We start from the raw sequence: 20270 nt of genomic DNA, 5'->3' as shown, positions 1-20270 counted from the left end.
AATAGTCAGAAACAGAAGAGCAAAAGCGTCATATAAGTATAAACCAATAAGCATTAAGCTTACAGTCCACAATTTTCAATTAAAAGGAGACATGATGAAAACAAAGGTAACGGCAATTCTCGCCTGCGTCTTGAGCTTATTTATCTGGGTTGGCAGTGGTTTACCAGCCTCCGCACAAGGTTACGAAACAGAGGTGTTCGTAACAACAGACTGGTCAAGCGCGCTCCGTGAGGCTAAATCAAAAGAAGACCGCGGAATGGAGTTATACATACCATACTGGTCGTTAGATGAGTTTCCTAAAAACCTGAGTGAAGTCCAGACAATCGAATTTGATTTAAGGGGCCCCCTTATCAACCCTAGCTTATTGCCTCCTGTTATATTGTCTGCAGAAGAGGCCGGTTTAGACACAATATATACGGTTGTTGCCGGTAAGCCGCCGATTGGATTCAGAGGTTGTGACGAGTTTAATCCGAATCTAGTCTCGGCAGAATCTTATGTGGGTTTTTACGCCGATCAAGAAAGTGTTACAAATCAGACATTGGATCTTCTTGTTCAAGATTATATCATATTCGTCTCAGATGCATTAAATCCTTCTGATAAGAAAGACCCCTTTGCTAGTAACTGCCTGACGGTATCAGGAGCCACAGGGAAACTCACACTCGACTTCAATGAAGTACAGGGTGGCCTCTCCCAAGATATAGGTCTTGATGCCGAGGGCAAATTGACGATAGAAAATCCCTCTGGTGAAAACATCTCAATTGTAATAGCGAAGCAGAAATAAGGACACAGGGATGTGGTTGAAGGAAATCGTAGAGTTTTGTGAGCATCTCCCATAAGATCAATCTACCGAATTACCCCACAGCCAGCAGCTAAAGGTTAAATATCCGAGGTCACTTGTTGAAGCCTCTTCCGCTGGTTCAGCAAGCCCTAATTAGAAAGGTAAGGACACAGTTAAATTTCGATTTAACCAAGGTCTGTAGCGCAGTTTTGACTCTGCCAAAACGGTATTTTTTGGATTCTCTTTCAAAAGAATATCGTAAGCGCTTGGAGGGTGATTTTAATCCGCTCCAAGCATCCGCTTAGAATCCCCGTCTTTTTAAAGCGGGGAGAAGTCAAATCATCCATTATTTTCATTTTCTAAGAGCTAATGAAAAAATCGCCACACCAAAGGATTTTCAGTTGTATTCTTACAAATTAGGTTGCAAGTCCCTAATGAAAAAATTCTAAATTCTAAATTCTAAATTCTAAAACCTACCGCCTCAATAGCAGCCTCCAGAGCGATCGCCACATGAGTCCAATGAGTCCCCCCCTGACAAAACACCACATAAGGTTCCCTCAAAGGACCATCCGCCGAAAATTCAGAAGTCGCCCCATCAATAAAAGTCCCCCCCGCCATAACCAACTGACTTTCATATCCAGGCATCGGTGCAGGTACCGGGTCTAAATAAGACCCCACAGGCGAATATTGCTGAATAGCTCGACAAAAAGCAATCAACTTCTCCGGGGAACCCAACTTTATCCCCTGAATAACATCCCGTCGTTTTTCAAAAGGAAGAGGATTAACAGGATAACCCAACTTATCAAAAACATAAGCCGTCAAATGATTACCCTTCATCGCCTCCCCCACCATTTGAGGCGCCAAAAATAAACCTTGAAACAACAACCTATTTTGCTCAAAAGTCGCCCCACCACTACTACCAATACCAGGAGCAGTTAACCGACAAGCAGCAGCTTCCACCAAATCTCCCCTACCTGCCACATACCCACCTGCCGGAACTATAGTACCACCAGGATTTTTAATCAAAGACCCCGCCACCAAATCAGCTCCCACCACAAGAGGTTCCCGGTCCTCAATAAACTCCCCATAACAGTTATCCACAAAACAAACCGTCCGAGGATTTTGTTCCTTAACTATCTTGACAATTTTCTCAATATCTGCAATAGACAAACTAGCTCGCCAAGAATAACCACAAGAACGTTGAATCAAAGCCAGACGAGTCTTTTCAGTAATAGCAGACTCCAACCCTCGCCAGTCTATTCCAACAGTCTCAGTTAATGGCAATTCCCGATAACTAACGCCAAAATCTTTCAGAGAACCTTGACCCTCCTCCCTCAGACCAATAACCTCCTCCAAAGTATCGTAAGGAGAACCCACCACAGACAACATTTCATCCCCTGGCCTAAGAATGCCAAACAAAGCACAGGTGATCGCATGAGTTCCAGAAACAAATTGGACTCTTACCGCTGCTGCCTCAGCCCCCATAATCTGAGCAAAAACCTTATCCAAAGTTTCCCGTCCTAAATCGTCATGGCCATAACCAGTAACTCCTGCAAAATGATGGACACCTACCCGATGTTCGCGAAAAGCATCTATAACTCGTCTGAGATTTTGCTTGACTAAGCTATCAATATCAGAAAATATGGGAAATAGGTCTTGTTCTGCTGTTTGTAGATAAGTAGTGCTATTCATATTTAATTTGTTTTATTTGTGGTATGCTATACAAAGTGTAAATTTTTGTTAATACTCAAATTCACAATAAAATCTAAAATTCCTTTGTCAACAAAGAATTAATTTAGATATAGAGGCTGTGGTTTTTTTTGAAAAAAGTTTCATTAGAAAGCTATGACAATTTTGAAGTCAAAAACCTCAAAAAACAAACCAGTGTTTTGCTTAATTTTCAAGATAGTAATTGACTTTTTTATTAATCAAATTTTCATAGTAAATTACTAAAACTTAGAGATTTTACTATATTTATTTAGTATATTTATAGTAGCTTGGTTTAAGAAAAATTATCCTGTATTATTAGCTAGGAATTTAAACTTAAATACTTAACAATACCCTGGATTTTGGTATAAGAATATTTTTTAACCTTCTGCTTCTTATTATATAGATATAGATATAGATTAAGTAGTTATTACTAAGATATTTTCCATATCCTATACGAACATATAAACTTGCTTTGATTAAGCTAGCTCCTATGGAGCTATTTAGTTCTTAACCTAGAGATTTTCATGACAATTTCAACAACATCAGAAAAATTTTCCCTCGATTGGAGCATAATAGGCTTTATGGCATTCCTGCACATTGGAGCCTTATTTGCCCTACTTCCCAGTAACTTTAGTTGGACTGCAGTTGGCCTAGCCTTATTATTACATTGGATTACAGGTGGTCTAGGTATTACATTAGGCTTCCATCGTATGGTGACACACCGTAGTTTTAAAACTCCCAAGTGGCTAGAATACTTTTTAGTTTTTTGCGGTACACTTGCCTGTGAAGGAGGAGTTTGTGACTGGGTAGGTTTACACCGTATTCATCACCTACATTCAGATAATGAACAAGACCCCCATGACTCCCATCGTGGGTTTTGGTGGAGTCACATGGGGTGGATGCTTCATAATCTACCAATCAGGTCTGAAGTTCCTCGCTACACAAAAGATATAGCAGACGATCCAGTGTATAAGTTCTTGCAAGCAAACTTTATTCCCATTCAGTTTGCTTTTGGCATTTTGCTTTTCCTTGTGGGTGGCTGGTCTTTTGTAGTTTGGGGTATTTTTTTTAGAATAGTTGCTGTTTTTCACTGTACTTGGTTAGTTAATAGTGCCACTCATAAGTTTGGTTATCGTACTTATGATGCTGGTGATGATTCTACTAATTGTTGGTGGGTGGCCGTATTAACTTATGGTGAAGGTTGGCACAATAACCATCATGCTTTTCAGTATTCTGCACGTCATGGTTTGCAATGGTGGGAAATTGATACCACTTGGATGATGATTCAATTATTGCAAGCTTTTGGTTTAGCAACTGATGTGAAATTAGCAACAAAATAGCATAGCAGAAGGAAGAAGGAAGAAGGAAGAAGTAAGAAGGAAGAAGTAAGAAGTAAAATTCTCACGTTGTCTGAGTTTTCTTTTGAACTATCCTAACCTTTCCTTCGACTGCTATAAGAGTCCTAAATTAATTTTTTTACCCTATATGATGCTTTTCATATAGGGTTATTTTTGTAAGTATCTCCTCCAGAATGCTTACTTATTTTCTGCTTTAATACTTCATCTTTTTTTGCTTTGCTAGCGTGATATTAGGTCTCATTAATAGTAATACAGCAGACCCATTTTAGTGAGGTACAACCATCGCGGGCAAGATGCCCGCACTATAAATATTTAATTGTTAATATCTGTACTTTATATACTTACGAATATGCTGTAAAAATACTCTTCTTCATTCTCTTGAAAATCTCTGAAATTTCCCACTATTTTAGCGAGGTACAACTATCGCAGGCAAGATGGCCACACTATAAATATTTAATTGTTAATATCTGTACTTTATATACTTAAGAATATGCTGTAAAAATACTCTTCTTGGTTATCTTGAAAATGTCTGAAATTTCCCACTATATCCCTACTCCCTACTACCCTGGTTAAGAAAATTAGTTGACACTTCAATTATTAAATAATTAACACAGAAAAAATAACCTTTTCGATAATTATTAGTCAGTTCATGTTAATGATTCTTATGTTTACCACTCCCTTACCGAAAAATTTTAGTCTAAAGCCTCCCCTTTTAAGGGGATAAAAAAAAGAGAATATTCCTTATTTTAATCCCAATGCTTTCCTAGGTCATGCTGCGCAAACAGCTAGAAATACTGATAACTGATAACTGATAACTGATAACTGAAATGACTCCCCTACTCAGGTCACCGTCTATAAGCAAGCCAAACAATTAAGGCAGGAAGCATAGCCAAAACCACTGCCACCAGCGCCCAAATAATTATATTAGAACCAGGAGAGTGTAAGGCCAGAGGTAGCCAAATCACTAATGGAACTAAAATCATTACTATAGCTATTGGCAAATAATGCGCCCTCCAATTAGAATAGGCACGATTCCAATGTTTGCCTGTCCATCGCCAAGCTGGTTTGTAGGGGTAGTGAGTGGAGAGTTGTTCAATAGTATCGCCACTGTCACTTACCACAAATATTTGCTGACAGCGGTTACAGCCAAAGGCATCTGTCAGGGCTATTGGAATTAAGTGGCCCTTGCGCCGACACGGACAGGGGTACTCTCCATTCAAATCAATTTTCAGAGCTTTTTGAGGTCGCAAAGTAATCGTAGAACTGGCGTGGATAGAGAAAAGACAATATAAATAATCAGCATAGGTATATTATCCTAATTCTAACTTACATCAGAAGCAAGAGGAAACAAGGAACAAGGAAGAAATTTGATTATTGATATTACTTTGTTTTAACTATTTAATAGATAAATTTCAGCCTTATTAGATAAAAGCTTCAACTTTAGTTAAGCGGGTAACGCGATTCGAACGCGCGACATCAACCTTGGCAAGGTTGCGCTCTACCACTGAGCTATACCCGCAATTTCTAACCATATATCTATAGTTCCACAAATAATTTTATTTGTCAACCCTCCAGCAGATTTTTTATCAGAAAAAATTGTTGATCGCTTGGTTTATCAAAATAATTGGGTCGCGCCACCCCGCCTTTTAAGGCGAAATATTTTGGAGCCTTTCTCAAATCCTACTTCCCTCCTGGGAGGGGTTAGGGTGGGTTAACTTCTGTACGTCGCCAATCCGACGGCTCCCCCCTATCTGACTTATGACTTCTTGCTTCTGACTTCTGACTTCGTTAAGCTTCTGGAGATACATCAGATTCTACTAAATGGTTTGAACTTATGGGTAACGCTTGTGTTGTACCAGTAATACTACGATTATTAGGTGAGGAATTTATACCACCTCTCATTTGACGCATCAAACTAGCCATTTCCAGAGCATTCATGGCATATTCCCAACCCTTATTGCTTTTAATACCAGCTCTTTCTAGAGCTTGTTGCATGGTATCTGTGGTGACAATGCCAAAAATTACTGGTACTCCTGTTTGAAATGCTGCCGCAGCAATTCCTTTAGATACTTCAGCAGCTACATAATCAAAATGAGGTGTTTGGCCTTTAATTACAGCTCCTAAACAAATTACTGCATCGTAGCCACCGTTCATGGCCAATTGACGGGCGACTAGAGGAATCTCAAAACTACCTGGAACCCAAACATAATCTACTTGAGTACCCTCTGGATTTGGATCTACACCGTGGCGTTTCAAACAATCTTGACAACCCTCAATCAATTTACCAGTAATTAAGTCATTGAAGCGGCCAATGACAATAGCAAAGCGTAAGGATTCAGTTTGAGTAAATGTTCCCTCGAAAACTGTCATATTAGAATTCTTTTAGTTAAATTTTTTAGCTAAATCGCTCTTGAGCCTCACGCCATAATCTGTGATTTGGCGTGAGATGAATCGGCGGTAAATTAATGGGACTCGATGTCTCATTAATTTACAAATTTTATGTTATCATCGAACTATGCTGGTTTGAGCTAATCGCCACCAGTAATGAACCATGAAAATTTTATAGGATATGGGGTTGTTGGCCCGAATTCCTAGTCAACTGTGGGAAAACGTAAAATCTTATTCCGGAACTAGGTGAGCAGTTTTTTTATGTGCAAAAAGGGCGGTGGGGCATCCCGTCCTTAAAGCTCGTGGAGTCCGACGGGATACCGGGACTGCGAAACGAGAAGCCCACACTATAGCTTCAGCTTACTGTGGGAGTATGTCACTAAGAGTCAAGTGGCAACAAGGACTAACTTGCTATCTCTTGCCTCTTACACCATTTTTTCTCTAGGTATTGCCCAATAGAATTGTCTGATTCTATTCAATCTCAAATCAAAGTTGTTGGCCTAAACTACCAAAAAGTTTAAAACACCTACTGCAATTACCAGTGCTAACCATAAACCAGAACCAATAAAGATTAAAGGTTTGCCTTGACTCCAGATTTGGGGAGAAGCATAGGCAACAGGTACGCCAACTACTAAAACAAAAGATAAGACTACTAATAAAAGTAGTACAAATTGAAACAAGAATGTTAACATATTTTTCCTGGTAAAACAAAAATTTCAAGATACAAGAGATTAGAATATCATAAATTGTGCGATGGTAATCGTAATTTGAGTGGTGAATTTTTTGTACAGGTAGGTAGTAGAGGATTAGTTCCTAACAACTAGGTTTGGCGTGAAATTAATAAAGCAAATTTATCAGATTTTTCATAATCTCTATACATAGTCTTTCTTTGAGTAATAATTACTAAGATTTTATTGATTTTTAATTCTTCAAATCTATCTGCCTTGAGTTAGATCGGCATAAATAATAATTTCTATGCCTAAAACTACTAATAGAATAAGTTCAAAAGCACAAAATATGTAAATTACTAGGGAAAGATTTGTAGCTAAAGACCAGAACGCAAATAAAGCTACTAAACCAGATAATACAAAAGTAATTTCATCAATAATTAACTGTTCTATTTTTCGCCTTCTTCGTCTTTCGTCGCTTCTATGAAAAATTTCCCAGCCAAAGATAGATTCGATATTTGTATCGTCTATTTGTGCTTTGATTTTTTCGGTGAGAGTCAATCGAATATATTTTCCAAGAGCAGAGATTTTTTCGTCATTAACTAAATAAGTCCAACCGAGAATTAGGCAAACCCAAGGAATAACTAAGAGGGCATAAAAATTAGTTCTATTTGATAGAGCAAAAGAGAGTATTCCGCCAAATATTCCTAGTGTTAGATAAATTATTTGGTCTCGGAAGGCAATACGTTTGAGTTGTTCATCTTTCAATTTTTGATATTCGAGTAGAAAAACTTGAAGTATGGGTTTTTGGTCGTTCATAGAATTTTTTCTGTAATAAGTAATAAATTGGCAACAAAAGCAATTTAGTAGTATTGGAAATAAGTTAAAGTTGATTTAAGAGGAGTTCTGAAAAGTCCCATTTGCTACAGATAAGCCCCCTAAATCCCCCAATTTTGGGGGACTTTTAGAAGCAAATTGACTCTTGTTCCCCATTCAACAAAAAGCGGAGCAACATCTGGTTTCCCTTTCCAAGGGGGACGGGAGGGGATTAACTTTGTTGGGGGCTAGGGGGCAAAATTCAGTATCAAAAACTTTTCATAATTCCTCTAAAAGCAGTTTAATTTTCACACAGTAGGTTGGGTTGACGCTAAGGAAACCCAACAATAATACAGCAGATTCAACTTTGATAAAATATACCTATAGCAGGCAAGATACCCGCACTACAAATATTTAATTGTTTGACTTACTAACCTAAAATTATTATCAGCGATCGCTAGAAGATAAAATTCACAATAAGCATTAGTAATTGACCTGTATTTGAAATGAGTTAAAGTTTATTGAAAAACATTTTTATTTTCACACATTTCAAAATAAATTAGCCATAATAGAAAGCAGTTCAATTAATAGGTAAAGGTATGGCTTGTGCGGTTATTTTAACAGCTATTCGTATCGAATATATGGCAGTACGCGCCCATCTCAGTGACTTGGGGGAGGAGATTCACCGTAATGGGACAATTTATGAAAGGGGGAAATTTTCTATTGATGGTCAAGAGTGGGAAGTGGGTATTGTCGAGATTTATAACTATTCAACTGGATATGATACAATCCACTCATAACAAAATATTCTCTAGGCCAATTTTCAGAAAAGAGTTAGAGATGGAACAAAAAACTTCAATGTTTTGTCACCCAACACAAGAGCAAAACATCAATTTTAAGCAGGCAAAAAATTTTTTCAGCTTAGGAAAAATTTTCGCCAAAAAAAGTGAATGGAAAAAAGCGATCGCTGCTTATCGCAGGGCAATTGAATTAGCTCCTGACTGGAAAGAAGCAAGACAGTCTTTGACAGATGCAGAACATCAGTTTCAGGAGAAAACAATCAATACTCAACAGCAAATAGAACCTAGCAAAAAGTTGACAAGACAGGCAAAACATTTTTTCAGCTTAGGAAAAATTTTCGCCAAAAAAAGTGAATGGAAAGAAGCGATCGCTGCTTATCGCAAGGCAATTGAATTAGCTCCTGACTGGAAAGAAGCAAGACAGTCTTTGGCAGATGTAGAACATCAGCTTCAGGAGAAAACAATCAATACTCAACAGCAAATAGAACCTAGCAAAAAGTTGACAATAGCTGATTATCCGTTAGAGAAAATAGCTACACAAATCGCTACTGCTAGTAATGCAGTTATAGTAAATTATAATTTAGCAGATGACTATCACGCCAATGGCGATATTTTAGTAGAAAAAAGAGAAAAAGAAGAGGCAATTAAGGCTTATAAAAAAGCCATTGAAATTCAACCAGAATTATGGGAAGTGCATCATAAATTAGGTTATTTGTTGCAAGAAAAAGAAGAGTTAGAAGAAGCGGTTGCTTTTATAAGAAATCAATAAAGTTAAAATATGATTTTTGTTGGTCTTATTATAATTTAGGGGATGTTTTAGTTAAGTTAGAGAAGTGGGAAAAAGCTGTCAATGCTTATCGTAAGACTATTGAGTTGAATCCGGACTTTTGTTGGTCTTATTATAATTTAGCAGATGTTTTAGTTAAGTTAGAGAAGTGGGAAGAAGCTGTTAATGCTTATCGTAGGACTATTGAGTTGAATCCTGACTTTTGTTGGTCTTATTATAATTTAGCAGATGTTTTAGTTAAGTTAGAACAAAAGGAAGAGGCGATCACTGCTTACCAAAAAGCAATTAAGTTAGCTCCTGACTGGGAAGAGGCAAAACAGTATTTGGCAGATACGGAAAATCCGTTTCTGCAGAAAATAGCTAATGGCCAAGAGGAGCAAGAAGCTAGAGAGAAGTTAACAACGGCAGAGCAGTTGAGGGAAATATTAGCCATACAAAGGAAGTCAGATTTAGAAAAAGTTGCTGGTAGAGACACAATTAAAGTAGATTTAAATTTGGCAGATAATGATTTATTAAATACTCAAGAACAATACCATTTTAAGACACCAGATATGCAAGAAATTGATGAACAAGAGTTTGAATCACTTAAAAGTGAAGTTAATGTACTGATTATGACTGCAACCCATCCAGAAATAAGCTCAGTATTAGAACTTTTAGAACCTTACCCTGGAAGAGAAAAAATTTTGAAGTATTTTTCTGAAGCGGAAACTTATTATGTTGGTAAATTTGGTGCTTTTAACACTGTTGTTACTAAATGTCGCATGGGTTCAATAGGACCAGGTGCTGCTGGTTTCTCAACACTAGATGCTTTAAGAAAGGTGAATCCTAAAGCAACTATTATGGTAGGAATTGCTTTTGGTAAAGACGAAAAAAAACAAAATATAGGTGATGTATTGGTTGCTTCAGAAATTATTTGTTATGAATCTAAAAGAATTGGTGAAAAGGAAGATATTTATAGAGATGGTCCTTCACCAAGCAATACAACCTTACTGAATCGTTTTGAAAATGTTCATCATTGGGAGTTTAATGGAGTTGATAATTTACCTTGTAAAATTATACATGGAGCAATTCTTTCAGGAGAAAAATTAGTTGATAATTATGATTTTAAAGCCCAATTATTTGAGGATTTTCCTAAAGCTATTGGAGGAGAAATGGAAGGAGCAGGACTTAGTTCTGCTTGTATGCGTGAAGGTAAGCCATGGATTTTAGTTAAGTCTATTTGTGATTGGGCTGATGGAAAAAAACACAGTAAATATCAACCTTTAGCTGCTAGAGCTGCTGCTTCTTTGATACATCATGTTTTGCAGCAAAAAACTGTACTTAATGGAATTGACTAACAAACTAATTAAAGGAGGTAAACTTAAAGCGTTTTATTTTAGTTTGGTTGGGTTTCTTTCCTCAACCTACAAGATACTATTCTGCCTCAACGGTATCAGTTTCCAAGTTAACTCCCTCATATAAAACTTCAATAGCACAAGTAAATTCAATACTCTCTAATGTAATAGACTCACCTTCTGTATACCCACAATAATTCCAAATTTTTCCCTCCCCACGTTGATAAATTTCTACAAACATTGATTCTGAATCTACCAAAACATATTCTTGCAAGCTAGGAAATTGACGATAATATTTCAACTTATCCCCGCGATCGTATTTTCCTGTACTAGGGGAAAGCACCTCAACAATGACTGTAGGATTTTTAATAAAGTCACGAGATTTTAAATCCTCAGCATTACAAGTAACTACTAGATCGGGATAAAAATAACGATTATTTTTACTATCCTGAACTTTCACATCTGAAACATAAGCTTCACAACCTCTTTTACTCAAATGAGGATACAAAGCTCTGTAGAAATTGAGGTAAATTTTAGTATGAGGAATAGTTCCCCCAGTCATAGCTAAAACTTCACCGTCTACATATTCATGGCGAAATTCCTGTTTAGCTTCCCATTCTAGATATTCTTCTGGGCTAATTTTTTGATAATCTTGGGGTTGAGCAATCATAAGTTTTTTATTATTACAACGTTTTATTATAGCAGACTTTCGAGATAAATCCACAACTTCCATGCCACTTTCCGCTTGCTTCTTTTTTTGTAAATCAGCAAATATGGCTTCCAAATCGTGATTCAATGAACGAGAATACTCTTCACGAATTCTGTGAATTTCTTCGACAATCTCATCCCGGTACATAATTAATCTCCAAGCAGTTCCTATAGAAATAATATCAAGTCTCGTTAATTAACTATAATAAATCAGTTACCTTTAGTCATCTAAAGATGACTTAATTATTTATGCTATCCTAAAATTTTTAAGCCTATAAAATCTCACTTTTGACTTTTGTAAGGGCGAATGCCATTCGCCCCTACGACTTTTGACTTAATATATGAAATGAACATAATTTTATGCCACACAACCGCAGACTTCGACGCCCTCGGTGCCGCCGTCGGACTAACCCACCTCCACCCAGGTAGTCGCCTCGTAATAACTGGCGGTTGTCACCCCACTGTCAAACAATTCCTCGCCCTCCATCGAGACGAATTTGCCATTATCGAACGTCGCTCTGTCAACCCAAAACAAATTCACTCCATATTTATCGTAGATGTTCAAACACGCTCCCGACTCGGAAAAACTGCCCAATGGTTAGACTTACCACACCTATCAGAAATTATCATCTACGACCATCACTGTGAAACTCAAACCGATATTCGAGCTACCCAAACTTATATAGAAGCAGTGGGAGCAACCACAACCCTCATCACAGAAAAACTCCAGACTATCCAAAATAAACCCACCCCTATCTTAACTCCAGCAGAAGCAACAATTATGGCTTTAGGTATCCACGCTGATACTGGTTCCCTAACCTTCGACCATACAACACCAAGAGATGCAGCAGCTTTAGCATGGTTAATGCAGCAAGGGGCAAATTTACACGCGATCGCCGAATATATTCAACCTGGTTTGTCACCACAACTGCAAGATTTATTGAAAATAGCTCTGGAAAATATCCAACGCTCTACCGTGAGAAATTATCAAATAGGGTCGATACTATTACATACAGATGAATATGTTCCCGGTTTATCCACTTTAGCTTCTAGTTTAATTGACCTCACAGAAATAGACGCTCTCCTCCTAGCTCATACCCACTCCCTCAAAGACACAACAGAAAAAAGCCTAACAATTATCGGGCGATCGCGCATTCCAGAGACCAACCTCAGCGAATTATTACAACCCCTCGGTGGTGGAGGTCATCTCCGAGCAGCAGCAGTTACTCTCCGAGACAGTAACCCTGAAACAACCTTGGAAAAACTGGTAGACCAACTCAAAAATCAAATTCCTCAACCTCCCACCGCCAGAGATTTGATGTCATCTCCAGTTCGCACCATTCCTCCTGAGACATCCATAGAAGAAGCTCATCGCATACTATTACGTTACGGTCATTCTGGTTTATCAGTAGTAGACTCATCCAGAAAATTAGTAGGAATTATTTCTCGGCGAGATATTGATATTGCTTTACATCATGGTTTTCCTCATGCTCCGGTGAAAGGTTACATGACACCACAACTCAAAACCATTTATCCAGAAACAACCCTCCCAGAAATAGAAGAATTGATGGTGACATACGATATTGGTCGGTTGCCAGTGTTGGAAAATAACCGTTTAGTCGGAATAGTTACCCGCACCGACGTTTTACGAGAATTGCATCAACAACAACGCCCTCAAAACGAACAACTTGGTTGTATACCTGGTGAAACTTGTAAATCAATTGCCGAACTTTTACAAGAACGTCTTGCACCTCAACTTTGGCAACTACTCACCTGTGTTGCTGAGTTGGCAGAAAAACAAGGTTGGCAACTATATCTAATTGGGGGAGGGGTGCGAGATTTATTGTTATCAAAATTTGATGAGACTCTACTGTTAACAGATATTGATTTAGTTGTAGATGGTTGTCACTCTGAGTCAGCAGAAAAAGCTCCTGCGGTGGAGTTGGCAAAAGCACTGCAAAAAATTTACCCGACAGCACGTTTGGAAGTTCACGGTCAATTTCAAACTGCTGCCCTACTTTGGCATAACGACCTCGTGTTAGACTCTCTGTGGATAGATATTGCCACTGCTCGCACAGAATTTTATCCCTATCCAGCAGCTAACCCAGAAGTTGAAGCAAGTTCAATTCGTCAAGACTTGTATCGCCGAGATTTTACTATTAATGCTTTGGCAGCACGACTGACTGAACCTCGTGCTGGAGAATTGCTTGATTTCTTTGGTGGGGTGTCAGATTTGCAGGGGAAACAAATGCGGGTGTTGCACGCTAATAGTTTTATTGAAGACCCGACTCGTATCTATCGTGCGGTACGGTTTGCTGTGAGATTAGGATTTGAAATTGAAGGGAAAACGGAGGAATATATTCGTTACGCTATTAATAGTGGGGTATATCACCGTCAAAATATTGGGAAGGCGGAAAAAAATAGAAGGGTGCCTGCTTTGGAAACTCGACTCAAAAGTGAGTTGAAATATATTTTGCAAGCTAATTATTGGAAACCTGCTTTAGGGTTATTGGGGAGTTTGGGGGCGTTGCGTTGTCTGCATCCAACTATGGAGCTAGACCGGAAATTGTGGCAGCAGGTATGTTTGATGGATAGGTGTCTGCAACGTTTTGATGCCCAGAAAAGTTTATCTCACTGGCAAATGCGGTTGGAGGTTTTGATTGCTTATTTGGAGTCTGACTATCGTGGTTTGGTGGGGAAAAATTTGCAGTTGCCTGTGGATAGTGTGAAGCGACTGGAGCAGTTGGAGTTGGCAAAGGGTAAGGTGATGGAGAATTTACCAGAATGTAATACTCCGAGTCAGGTGGTGTGGTTATTGAGGGAGTACGATCTACCGATGTTGATTTTAATTGCGGTACAATGCGAGCGTTGGGTGCGACGTAAGGTTTGGCAATATTTGACTCAGTGGGGGAATATTAAACCTATTTTGAATGGAAATGATTTGAAGGCGATGGGTTATAAACCTGGGCGTGAATTTAAGTTGATGTTGGACGATCTTTTAGCTGCAACTTTGGATGGGGTGATGAGCGATCGCTCTGATGCTGAGAGATTTTTAGCTAGGTATTATCCTCACGCGCTAGGGAATAGGGAATAGGGAATAGGGAACTTTCAATAATTAATAATTAATACAGGACTTACGCAAATTAACCTTGAAAACGCCATATGTAGGGGCGAACGGCCGTTCGCCCCTACTTCTTCCTTACCTTCTCTATACAATACCGATGCTACCGGACATGATATAAAAGGGTTTTAGCATTGAAAAATGTTTTAACCAATTCTTGTAGTGCTATATTAAATTTATAGGGTAGGGAGATGGGGAGATGGAAGATTTTTTTATGCCGAATTAAGCGGATTTGATATAAGTAATAGAAAATATAAATTATAGCACTTTTGAGGATACTCAGGTACACTTGTAGAACTATTCTTATCAAAATAATTGGGTCGCGCAACCCCACCTTTTATATAGAACCCGGTTGAATAGTTATTGTATAGTTGGGAGTAGGGGACCCACCCCTAACCCCTCCGGTGGAGGGGAAGAGGGGAGTGGGGGAGTGGAGGAGTAGGGGAGATTAAAGGTTTGAAGTAATTTAAGAAATTATCAACATATATTATATAACCGGATTCTATATTACAGCCCTTTTGCTGATTGATAAACCACATCGTCATAACCAAAAACCTATAAGGGCGAATGCCATTTGCGTTCCGCAAAGCTCCGAATTGCGCCCCTACTGTGGTTTACTTAAATGAAAACCGCTGTAAGGCGAAATATTTTTGGAGAGTTGCTCAAATCCCCTATTTCCCCTCCCCTCCTGGGAGGGGTTAGGGGTGGGTTGGGAGGGGTTAGGGGTGGGTTGGGAGGGGTTAGGGGTGGGTTAACTTCTGACTTCTGACTTCTGAGTTCGTTAAATTCCCTGTTCCCTTTTAGGATATTTATGAGGAAAAAACAATGGCAATTGATGATGATTTTTTGTATCCTCGCAGTCGATATCAAGGTGATTTTACCCCTGAAAATTTAGTATTTAATTCAAATTTGCAAGAATTTGCTCAACGAATAAGTATAATTTGTGGTTTAGAAACTGGTGGAAAAATTTCTCCTGAAGAAGCTTACGAGCAAATAAAACAACTGTGGAAACAGTTGAAAATTTCTAAGAAAAATTTAGGAATAGGTACAGACCCTGAAAATAATTCAGACCAGAAAAATATTTGATCGGGTAATCAGATCGAGTTTATCTGAATATCAATTGATTAATAAAGGAGTTATATATAATGTTCCTAGACCATAATAAATACAACCCTTTATTTTTCATAATTAAAAATCAGATATTTTCTTAAATACTAAAGAATTTCATAACATAATAAGTATCAAAAAGTAACTAGAAAAAGCAGATTTTGTTGCCACAGGAAGTTAGAATTATTTCTCTGTAGATTCAATCCAAAAAATTGAGCATTTACCTATAGTAGATGCATGATTGACATACTCCCGACATCAAATCACAGATTATGATGCGGGATTCTCATCATTGATGATTCTACGCTCATAGAGATGACTTAGATTGGCAATATTACTATTACCAAACCAGAGGTCGGACTCTCCCGTAGCTTTTGGGTCTCCCCCAGATTCCGAGTGCCCCTCGGTACTGTTTACTATTGCTCCTAGCATTTCTAAACCTTTAGCTAAAATGTTCCTTGCTGCATTGTGGTCACGGTCTGCTATATAACCACAGTGAGGACATTTGTGAGTCCTAACAGACAAAGATTTTTTAACAGTTTGACCACAATTTGAACAATTTTGAGACGTAAAATGTGGAGGCACTGCTATGGAAGCAATTCCATGGAACTTAGCATAGTATTCTAACCATTGTGTGAACTGATACCAACTTGCATCAGATATGGATTTAGCTAAGTGATGATTTTTAACTAGGTTAGCAATCTTCAAATCCTCGTATACTACCAAATCGTGAGATTGGATTAACGCCCGTGCCGTCTTTACTCCATGGTCTTTACGCTGTCTACTGATTTTGAGGTGCTGCCTGGCTAATTGCTTTCTGGCTTTGTGGTAGTTATTTGATTGTGGCTTTTTACCTTTCTCGTGGCGGCGCGATACTTTCCGTTGTAGCTTTTTTAGTCGTTTTTCCGACTTTCTCAAATATTTAGGATTTTCTATAGCATTACCATCACTATCAGTATAAAAAGCATTTAAACCTAAATCAATTCCTACTATATTGCCTTCAAAGTTATGAGCTTCTTTTCTCTCTACATTTACTAGAAATTGACAATAATAACCATCAGCTCGTCTAACAACTCTTACACGACTTATTTGTTGCTCTGAATACCAGACTAAATCACGGCTACTCCATAGCTCAAATACACCTGCTTTAAAACCATCTTTAAACTCAATTTTCTTTCTGTCTGGGGATAGCTTATAGCCAGTTGTTTTATACTCTACTGAACGAGTAAACTTTTTGAATTTTGGATACCCCTTTTTACCTGGCAAATTCAATCTACAATTTTTATAAAATCCTTGTATTGATTGCCATGTTCTATCGGCTGATGCTTGTCTTGCTTGAGAGTTTAGCTTTTTGACCCAGGGAAAATTACTATCCTTTGCTAGTACAGAACAAAGCTTTTGTAAGTCATTGCGTTTGACATCTTTATTATCCATCCAATAGCGCAAGCAACTGTTTCTGATGAATTGACCTGTGAGAATCATTTCATCTAAAACTTTGTACTGATTTTGACTGCCTTTTAATTTGGCTTCAATTACTAGCACTCGCTATTGTTAATTCCTTGACTACATTGATTATTATAACTAAATTTACCTAAAATGTATACTAGATAAACTATTAATATTTGTGTATAATGATGACATCGAATTATAATTATATACGCATCATTCATCCAGACACGCTCATCTCGCGATTATAGTGTTGGCCTTCTGATGGGTTTAGGTAAAAGTACTGAAATAAGTAGGGCTTGCTGAATAAATCTAAAAGCATTGACATATAAAGACAAGCGCCTTTTTGGAATCGAATTGCAGTGCGCCTGTTTCAGTCTAAAATACTCATGCATGGAGCGTATTTTCGGCTCATAGTTGGGCAGAATAATTAAGGGACAATTCTTACTCCTACCTCCTGGCTCATTCACATTTCTTCTGTCTCCTGTCTCCTGTCTCCTACCCCTACTAAAAGACTTTTGAGCGCAAACCCTAAGTATATTTAATTTGACAAAAAGTAAATACTTATTAACTAAAATTACAGACCTTAAAGATTGGCAAATAAAAATTGATATAATATTCTCTATATCAAAGAAAAAAATAAACTTAAAATTTTTGAAATAAACTAAGGAAAAGCTGAAATGAAAAAGGGTAAATTTCTATATCCACAAAGTCGCTATTATGGGCAAGCAACTCCAGCAAATATCAATTTCAATGCGAAATTACAAGAATTTTCTCATAAAATAAGTTATATCAGTGCTTTACAAACATCAGGAAAAATTTCAGCAACATCTGCTTATCTACAAATTCAGGAACTATGGGAACAGCTAGAAAAAACCAAGAAAGAGTCTGATTTTTCTCAAAAATAGAGCAGAGTGGCAACTTTTCAGTATCCCCATCCACTTTTTCAATTCTTTATTACTGCAATAGACATCTCCAATAATAAAGAATAAAATTAACTATCGTACTCTTATTCATTAATTCTTTTCAGCTACTCCCTCTTTTCTAATAAAATTATTCATTTTCAAAGACCAACTCCATCCGATCGCCTCTAAATCTGGTCACCCCATATTCAATAATATTGCCATCCTGATTGACATTAATTGACTCTGCTAACAAAATAGGATGATTCATAGGAACTTCCAACAGAGAAGCATCTTCATGTCTGACTATACGAGCATAAACATGAGTTGTACGACGAATATGATCGCTATTGTATTTTTCCCTTAACAACTGAGTAATTGAATTTTTCTTTCGTAAAAATTCAATTGCTTCCTCCTCTATAATTCCTGGAAAACGATCTAAAGGAAAATGACTACTAGAAATATTAATAGGTTGATCCTCTGCAAATGCTAAACGTTCAATTAAAGCTACAGGAGCACCTACTTCTACTTCTAATCCTTCAGCAATAGAAGCATCAGCAGGTATTTCCACCACTTGCAGTAATCTAAAACTAGGCTTTTGGCCTTGGGCAATGAGAGTGTGATTATAACGTACCCTTTTACCAATAAAATACTTAATGGGTCTACCAACGACAAAAGTCCCACGACCTCGGTCTACTCTCACTAACCCTTCAGTTTTGAGAATGGCGATCGCCCTACGCAATGTATGACGGTTAACAGAAAAATATTCGCTCATTTGAGCTTCGGTGGGTAATTTATCTCCTACTTTATAAATTCCTTGATGAATATTTTGGCGTAATTCTTCAGCAATTCGAGTATAAACTGGCAATACTTCACGGCTCATGGCATCCTGAATATGTTTATATATATTTTTTAATATTTTTCTAGTTTAGATAAAATTGTGGAGCAGGCAACAATTATCAAGGGTAATAGGCACAAGTGTATGAGTCAAAAGTCAAAAGTTAAAAGTCAAAAGTTAAAAGTCAAAAGTCAAAAGTTAAAAGTTAATTTTTATAGACTCGAAACTTTGAGGCCACAGTAATTTCAGGAAATTATTTCAGATATTGGGTTTGAAACTATTTGTGACATCTTGAAAGTGAATTGGTATTAGTCATAGAGGTTTCACCGCTCACCCCCTAAATTGCCAGATATTACTTTGAAAAATGGGCGTTTACTCGATCGTTGAATAATAATATTTTGACCATAATGACGATTGAAATGTAGCAGTTAGTTTTTGTGAATTTATCTCCCGTTAAATCGGAGATTATAACGGGAGACCCCTTGCCGAATCAAGTTGGATAAAAAGTATATATCTATTATATATTGTACATAAGGGAATTTGTATAGACAAATATTGCTCTGGTTAATTGGACTGGAAAACCAATCTATGGACATTCAAACAGAAATGCGACAGGGATGGATGAAAACCTTAGCTAAATCTAATTTGAAGCAATTAGAGAGAAAAGTTGCAGAGATAGGCAAATTGCCTACATACAACTTTATAAGGCCACCAGAAATAGGTCTGACAATGGTACGAGGCCGCGCTGGTGGGACGGGACAAATATTTAATCTAGGGGAAATAACTATTACTCGTTGTGTAGTCAAGATAGAGGATATTATGGGTTTTGGTTATGTCCCAGGGCGATCGCATCGTCATGCTGAACTTGCTGCTTTGTGCGATGGTTTAATGCAACTGCCTGAATGGCATGATGTTGTAAAGTCTGTGGTTATTGAATTTATTGAAGCAGAAGTTAATGAACAAAAGGAAGTTCAACAACTACAAACAGAAGCTACGAAAGTTAATTTTTTTACTATTGCCAGAGGAGATTAATCAATTTTTTGTGAGGTGTATTATCAATGGATAATTGATAATTGATAATTGATAATTGATAATTGATAATTGTTTAATTTGGTCTAAGACCTCTGACGCTCGTTCCGACGCTCCTTCGTCGCTATGGCTTCGCCTCACGCTACCGCTAACGCTATCATTTATGAATAAAATAAAAAGAAAATATTTTCCTTAAGTTTAATCCCATCCGCTTACAAATTCAAGCTTTATTCTTAAAAATTAAAAGAGTAAAAGTGAAGTTATTCAACCATGAAACCTAGAATACTATTTGCTTTTAAGTCATTAAAATCTAGAGGCGGTATACAGCAATTATCAAAAATAAAATTTTATAGCAGTCGAAGAAAAGGTTAGGACAAATCAAAAACTTAAAACTAACACAAAGCTAAGATTTTTCCTTCTTTTTTTCTTCCTTCTTTCTTCTTTTTTCTTCCTTCTTTCTTCTTTCTTATTCCTTATTCC

The 20270-nt window shown here is 37.5% G+C and carries 17 protein-coding genes and 1 tRNA gene; 9 read left to right on the top strand and 9 right to left on the bottom strand.

The annotated features are described in order from the left end of the window. Positions 1 to 781, top strand: a 781-nt coding sequence (locus SAGCYANO_RS35055; RefSeq protein ID WP_237396993.1) for a hypothetical protein, incomplete at its 5' end; no start/stop codon positions are given. Positions 782 to 1237: 456 nt separating this feature from the next. Here SAGCYANO_RS35055 and SAGCYANO_RS35050 read toward each other — a convergent pair. Then, complete coding sequence (locus SAGCYANO_RS35050) at positions 1238 to 2470, bottom strand: methionine gamma-lyase family protein (protein ID WP_202224270.1); 1233 nt, start codon at positions 2468 to 2470, stop codon at positions 1238 to 1240. A 542-nt stretch (positions 2471 to 3012) separates the two neighbouring features. On the opposite strand from SAGCYANO_RS35050, the gene SAGCYANO_RS35045 reads away from it, so the two are divergent. Then, positions 3013 to 3828, top strand: a complete 816-nt coding sequence (locus SAGCYANO_RS35045; protein ID WP_202224269.1) for an acyl-CoA desaturase — start codon at positions 3013 to 3015, stop codon at positions 3826 to 3828. Positions 3829 to 4691: 863 nt separating this feature from the next. Here SAGCYANO_RS35045 and SAGCYANO_RS35040 read toward each other — a convergent pair. From SAGCYANO_RS35040 to SAGCYANO_RS35020, 5 genes are all read right to left on the bottom strand, one after another. Then, the gene (locus SAGCYANO_RS35040) at positions 4692 to 5096 is read right to left on the bottom strand and encodes a hypothetical protein (protein ID WP_202224268.1); all 405 of its coding nucleotides are present in this window, start codon (positions 5094 to 5096) and stop codon (positions 4692 to 4694) included. Positions 5097 to 5293: 197 nt separating this feature from the next. Continuing rightward, positions 5294 to 5365 (bottom strand) — tRNA-Gly (locus tag SAGCYANO_RS35035). Between the two features lie 269 nt (positions 5366 to 5634). Then, on the bottom strand, positions 5635 to 6216 hold the full coding sequence (ribH, locus tag SAGCYANO_RS35030) for a 6,7-dimethyl-8-ribityllumazine synthase (RefSeq protein WP_202224267.1): 582 nt from the start codon (positions 6214 to 6216) through the stop codon (positions 5635 to 5637). A 518-nt stretch (positions 6217 to 6734) separates the two neighbouring features. After that, on the bottom strand, positions 6735 to 6926 hold the full coding sequence (gene psbZ, locus SAGCYANO_RS35025; protein ID WP_124146930.1) for a photosystem II reaction center protein PsbZ: 192 nt from the start codon (positions 6924 to 6926) through the stop codon (positions 6735 to 6737). A 243-nt stretch (positions 6927 to 7169) separates the two neighbouring features. Beyond that, a complete protein-coding gene (locus SAGCYANO_RS35020) occupies positions 7170 to 7721 on the bottom strand; it encodes a hypothetical protein (RefSeq protein WP_202224266.1) in 552 nt (183 codons plus the stop codon). A 596-nt stretch (positions 7722 to 8317) separates the two neighbouring features. Here SAGCYANO_RS35020 and SAGCYANO_RS35015 point away from each other — a divergent pair. From SAGCYANO_RS35015 to SAGCYANO_RS46370, 3 genes are read left to right on the top strand one after another with little or no spacing between them, the layout of a single operon-like run. Next, the gene (locus SAGCYANO_RS35015; RefSeq protein WP_202224265.1) at positions 8318 to 8518 is read left to right on the top strand and encodes a hypothetical protein; all 201 of its coding nucleotides are present in this window, start codon (positions 8318 to 8320) and stop codon (positions 8516 to 8518) included. A gap of 40 nt (positions 8519 to 8558) precedes the next feature. Next, complete coding sequence (locus SAGCYANO_RS35010; RefSeq protein WP_237396992.1) at positions 8559 to 9287, top strand: lipopolysaccharide assembly protein LapB; 729 nt, start codon at positions 8559 to 8561, stop codon at positions 9285 to 9287. Then, positions 9221 to 10642, top strand: a complete 1422-nt coding sequence (locus SAGCYANO_RS46370; protein WP_307786267.1) for a tetratricopeptide repeat protein — start codon at positions 9221 to 9223, stop codon at positions 10640 to 10642. The genes SAGCYANO_RS35010 and SAGCYANO_RS46370 overlap by 67 nt, the downstream gene beginning before the upstream one ends. Positions 10643 to 10718: 76 nt before the next feature. Here SAGCYANO_RS46370 and SAGCYANO_RS35000 read toward each other — a convergent pair whose 3' ends face one another. Further along, positions 10719 to 11495 carry a Uma2 family endonuclease gene (locus SAGCYANO_RS35000; protein ID WP_307786266.1) on the bottom strand — a complete coding sequence of 259 codons (777 nt, stop codon included), beginning with the start codon at positions 11493 to 11495 and terminating at the stop codon, positions 10719 to 10721. A 198-nt stretch (positions 11496 to 11693) separates the two neighbouring features. Between SAGCYANO_RS35000 and SAGCYANO_RS34995 the strand changes: the two genes are divergently transcribed. Both SAGCYANO_RS34995 and SAGCYANO_RS34990 read left to right on the top strand, forming a co-directional pair. Then, a complete protein-coding gene (locus SAGCYANO_RS34995) occupies positions 11694 to 14441 on the top strand; it encodes a CBS domain-containing protein (protein WP_202224275.1) in 2748 nt (915 codons plus the stop codon). A gap of 852 nt (positions 14442 to 15293) precedes the next feature. Continuing rightward, positions 15294 to 15554, top strand: coding sequence for a hypothetical protein (locus SAGCYANO_RS34990; RefSeq protein WP_202224263.1), 261 nt, complete (start codon positions 15294 to 15296; stop codon positions 15552 to 15554). A gap of 291 nt (positions 15555 to 15845) precedes the next feature. Here the strand turns inward: SAGCYANO_RS34990 and SAGCYANO_RS34985 are convergent, their stop codons facing one another. Next, complete coding sequence (locus SAGCYANO_RS34985; RefSeq protein ID WP_202224262.1) at positions 15846 to 17117, bottom strand: RNA-guided endonuclease TnpB family protein; 1272 nt, start codon at positions 17115 to 17117, stop codon at positions 15846 to 15848. 584 nt (positions 17118 to 17701) lie between these two features. Between SAGCYANO_RS34985 and SAGCYANO_RS34980 the strand changes: the two genes are divergently transcribed. Then, positions 17702 to 17929 carry a hypothetical protein gene (locus tag SAGCYANO_RS34980; RefSeq protein WP_202224261.1) on the top strand — a complete coding sequence of 76 codons (228 nt, stop codon included), beginning with the start codon at positions 17702 to 17704 and terminating at the stop codon, positions 17927 to 17929. 145 nt (positions 17930 to 18074) lie between these two features. Here SAGCYANO_RS34980 and phnF read toward each other — a convergent pair whose 3' ends face one another. Continuing rightward, on the bottom strand, positions 18075 to 18806 hold the full coding sequence (gene phnF / locus SAGCYANO_RS34975; protein WP_237396991.1) for a phosphonate metabolism transcriptional regulator PhnF: 732 nt from the start codon (positions 18804 to 18806) through the stop codon (positions 18075 to 18077). A 543-nt stretch (positions 18807 to 19349) separates the two neighbouring features. Between phnF and phnG the strand changes: the two genes are divergently transcribed. Then, a complete protein-coding gene (gene phnG, locus SAGCYANO_RS34970) occupies positions 19350 to 19793 on the top strand; it encodes a phosphonate C-P lyase system protein PhnG (protein ID WP_237396990.1) in 444 nt (147 codons plus the stop codon). Positions 19794 to 20270: the final 477 nt, after the last annotated feature.

Source organism: Okeania sp. KiyG1 (genome assembly GCF_014132355.1).
Lineage (GTDB): Bacteria > Cyanobacteriota > Cyanobacteriia > Cyanobacteriales > Microcoleaceae > Okeania.
This window is presented reverse-complemented; position numbering and strand designations above follow the sequence as displayed.

Coding starts and splice junctions, on each gene's coding strand:
- SAGCYANO_RS35050 (WP_202224270.1), bottom strand. CDS start 2,470: ATGAATAGCACTACTTATCTACAAACAGCAGAACAAGACCTATTTCCC.
- SAGCYANO_RS35045 (WP_202224269.1), top strand. CDS start 3,013: ATGACAATTTCAACAACATCAGAAAAATTTTCCCTCGATTGGAGCATA.
- ribH (WP_202224267.1), bottom strand. CDS start 6,216: ATGACAGTTTTCGAGGGAACATTTACTCAAACTGAATCCTTACGCTTT.
- psbZ (WP_124146930.1), bottom strand. CDS start 6,926: ATGTTAACATTCTTGTTTCAATTTGTACTACTTTTATTAGTAGTCTTA.
- SAGCYANO_RS35020 (WP_202224266.1), bottom strand. CDS start 7,721: ATGAACGACCAAAAACCCATACTTCAAGTTTTTCTACTCGAATATCAA.
- SAGCYANO_RS35015 (WP_202224265.1), top strand. CDS start 8,318: ATGGCTTGTGCGGTTATTTTAACAGCTATTCGTATCGAATATATGGCA.
- SAGCYANO_RS35010 (WP_237396992.1), top strand. CDS start 8,559: ATGGAACAAAAAACTTCAATGTTTTGTCACCCAACACAAGAGCAAAAC.
- SAGCYANO_RS35000 (WP_307786266.1), bottom strand. CDS start 11,495: ATGTACCGGGATGAGATTGTCGAAGAAATTCACAGAATTCGTGAAGAG.
- SAGCYANO_RS34995 (WP_202224275.1), top strand. CDS start 11,694: ATGAACATAATTTTATGCCACACAACCGCAGACTTCGACGCCCTCGGT.
- SAGCYANO_RS34990 (WP_202224263.1), top strand. CDS start 15,294: ATGGCAATTGATGATGATTTTTTGTATCCTCGCAGTCGATATCAAGGT.
- SAGCYANO_RS34980 (WP_202224261.1), top strand. CDS start 17,702: ATGAAAAAGGGTAAATTTCTATATCCACAAAGTCGCTATTATGGGCAA.
- phnF (WP_237396991.1), bottom strand. CDS start 18,806: ATGAGCCGTGAAGTATTGCCAGTTTATACTCGAATTGCTGAAGAATTA.
- phnG (WP_237396990.1), top strand. CDS start 19,350: ATGGACATTCAAACAGAAATGCGACAGGGATGGATGAAAACCTTAGCT.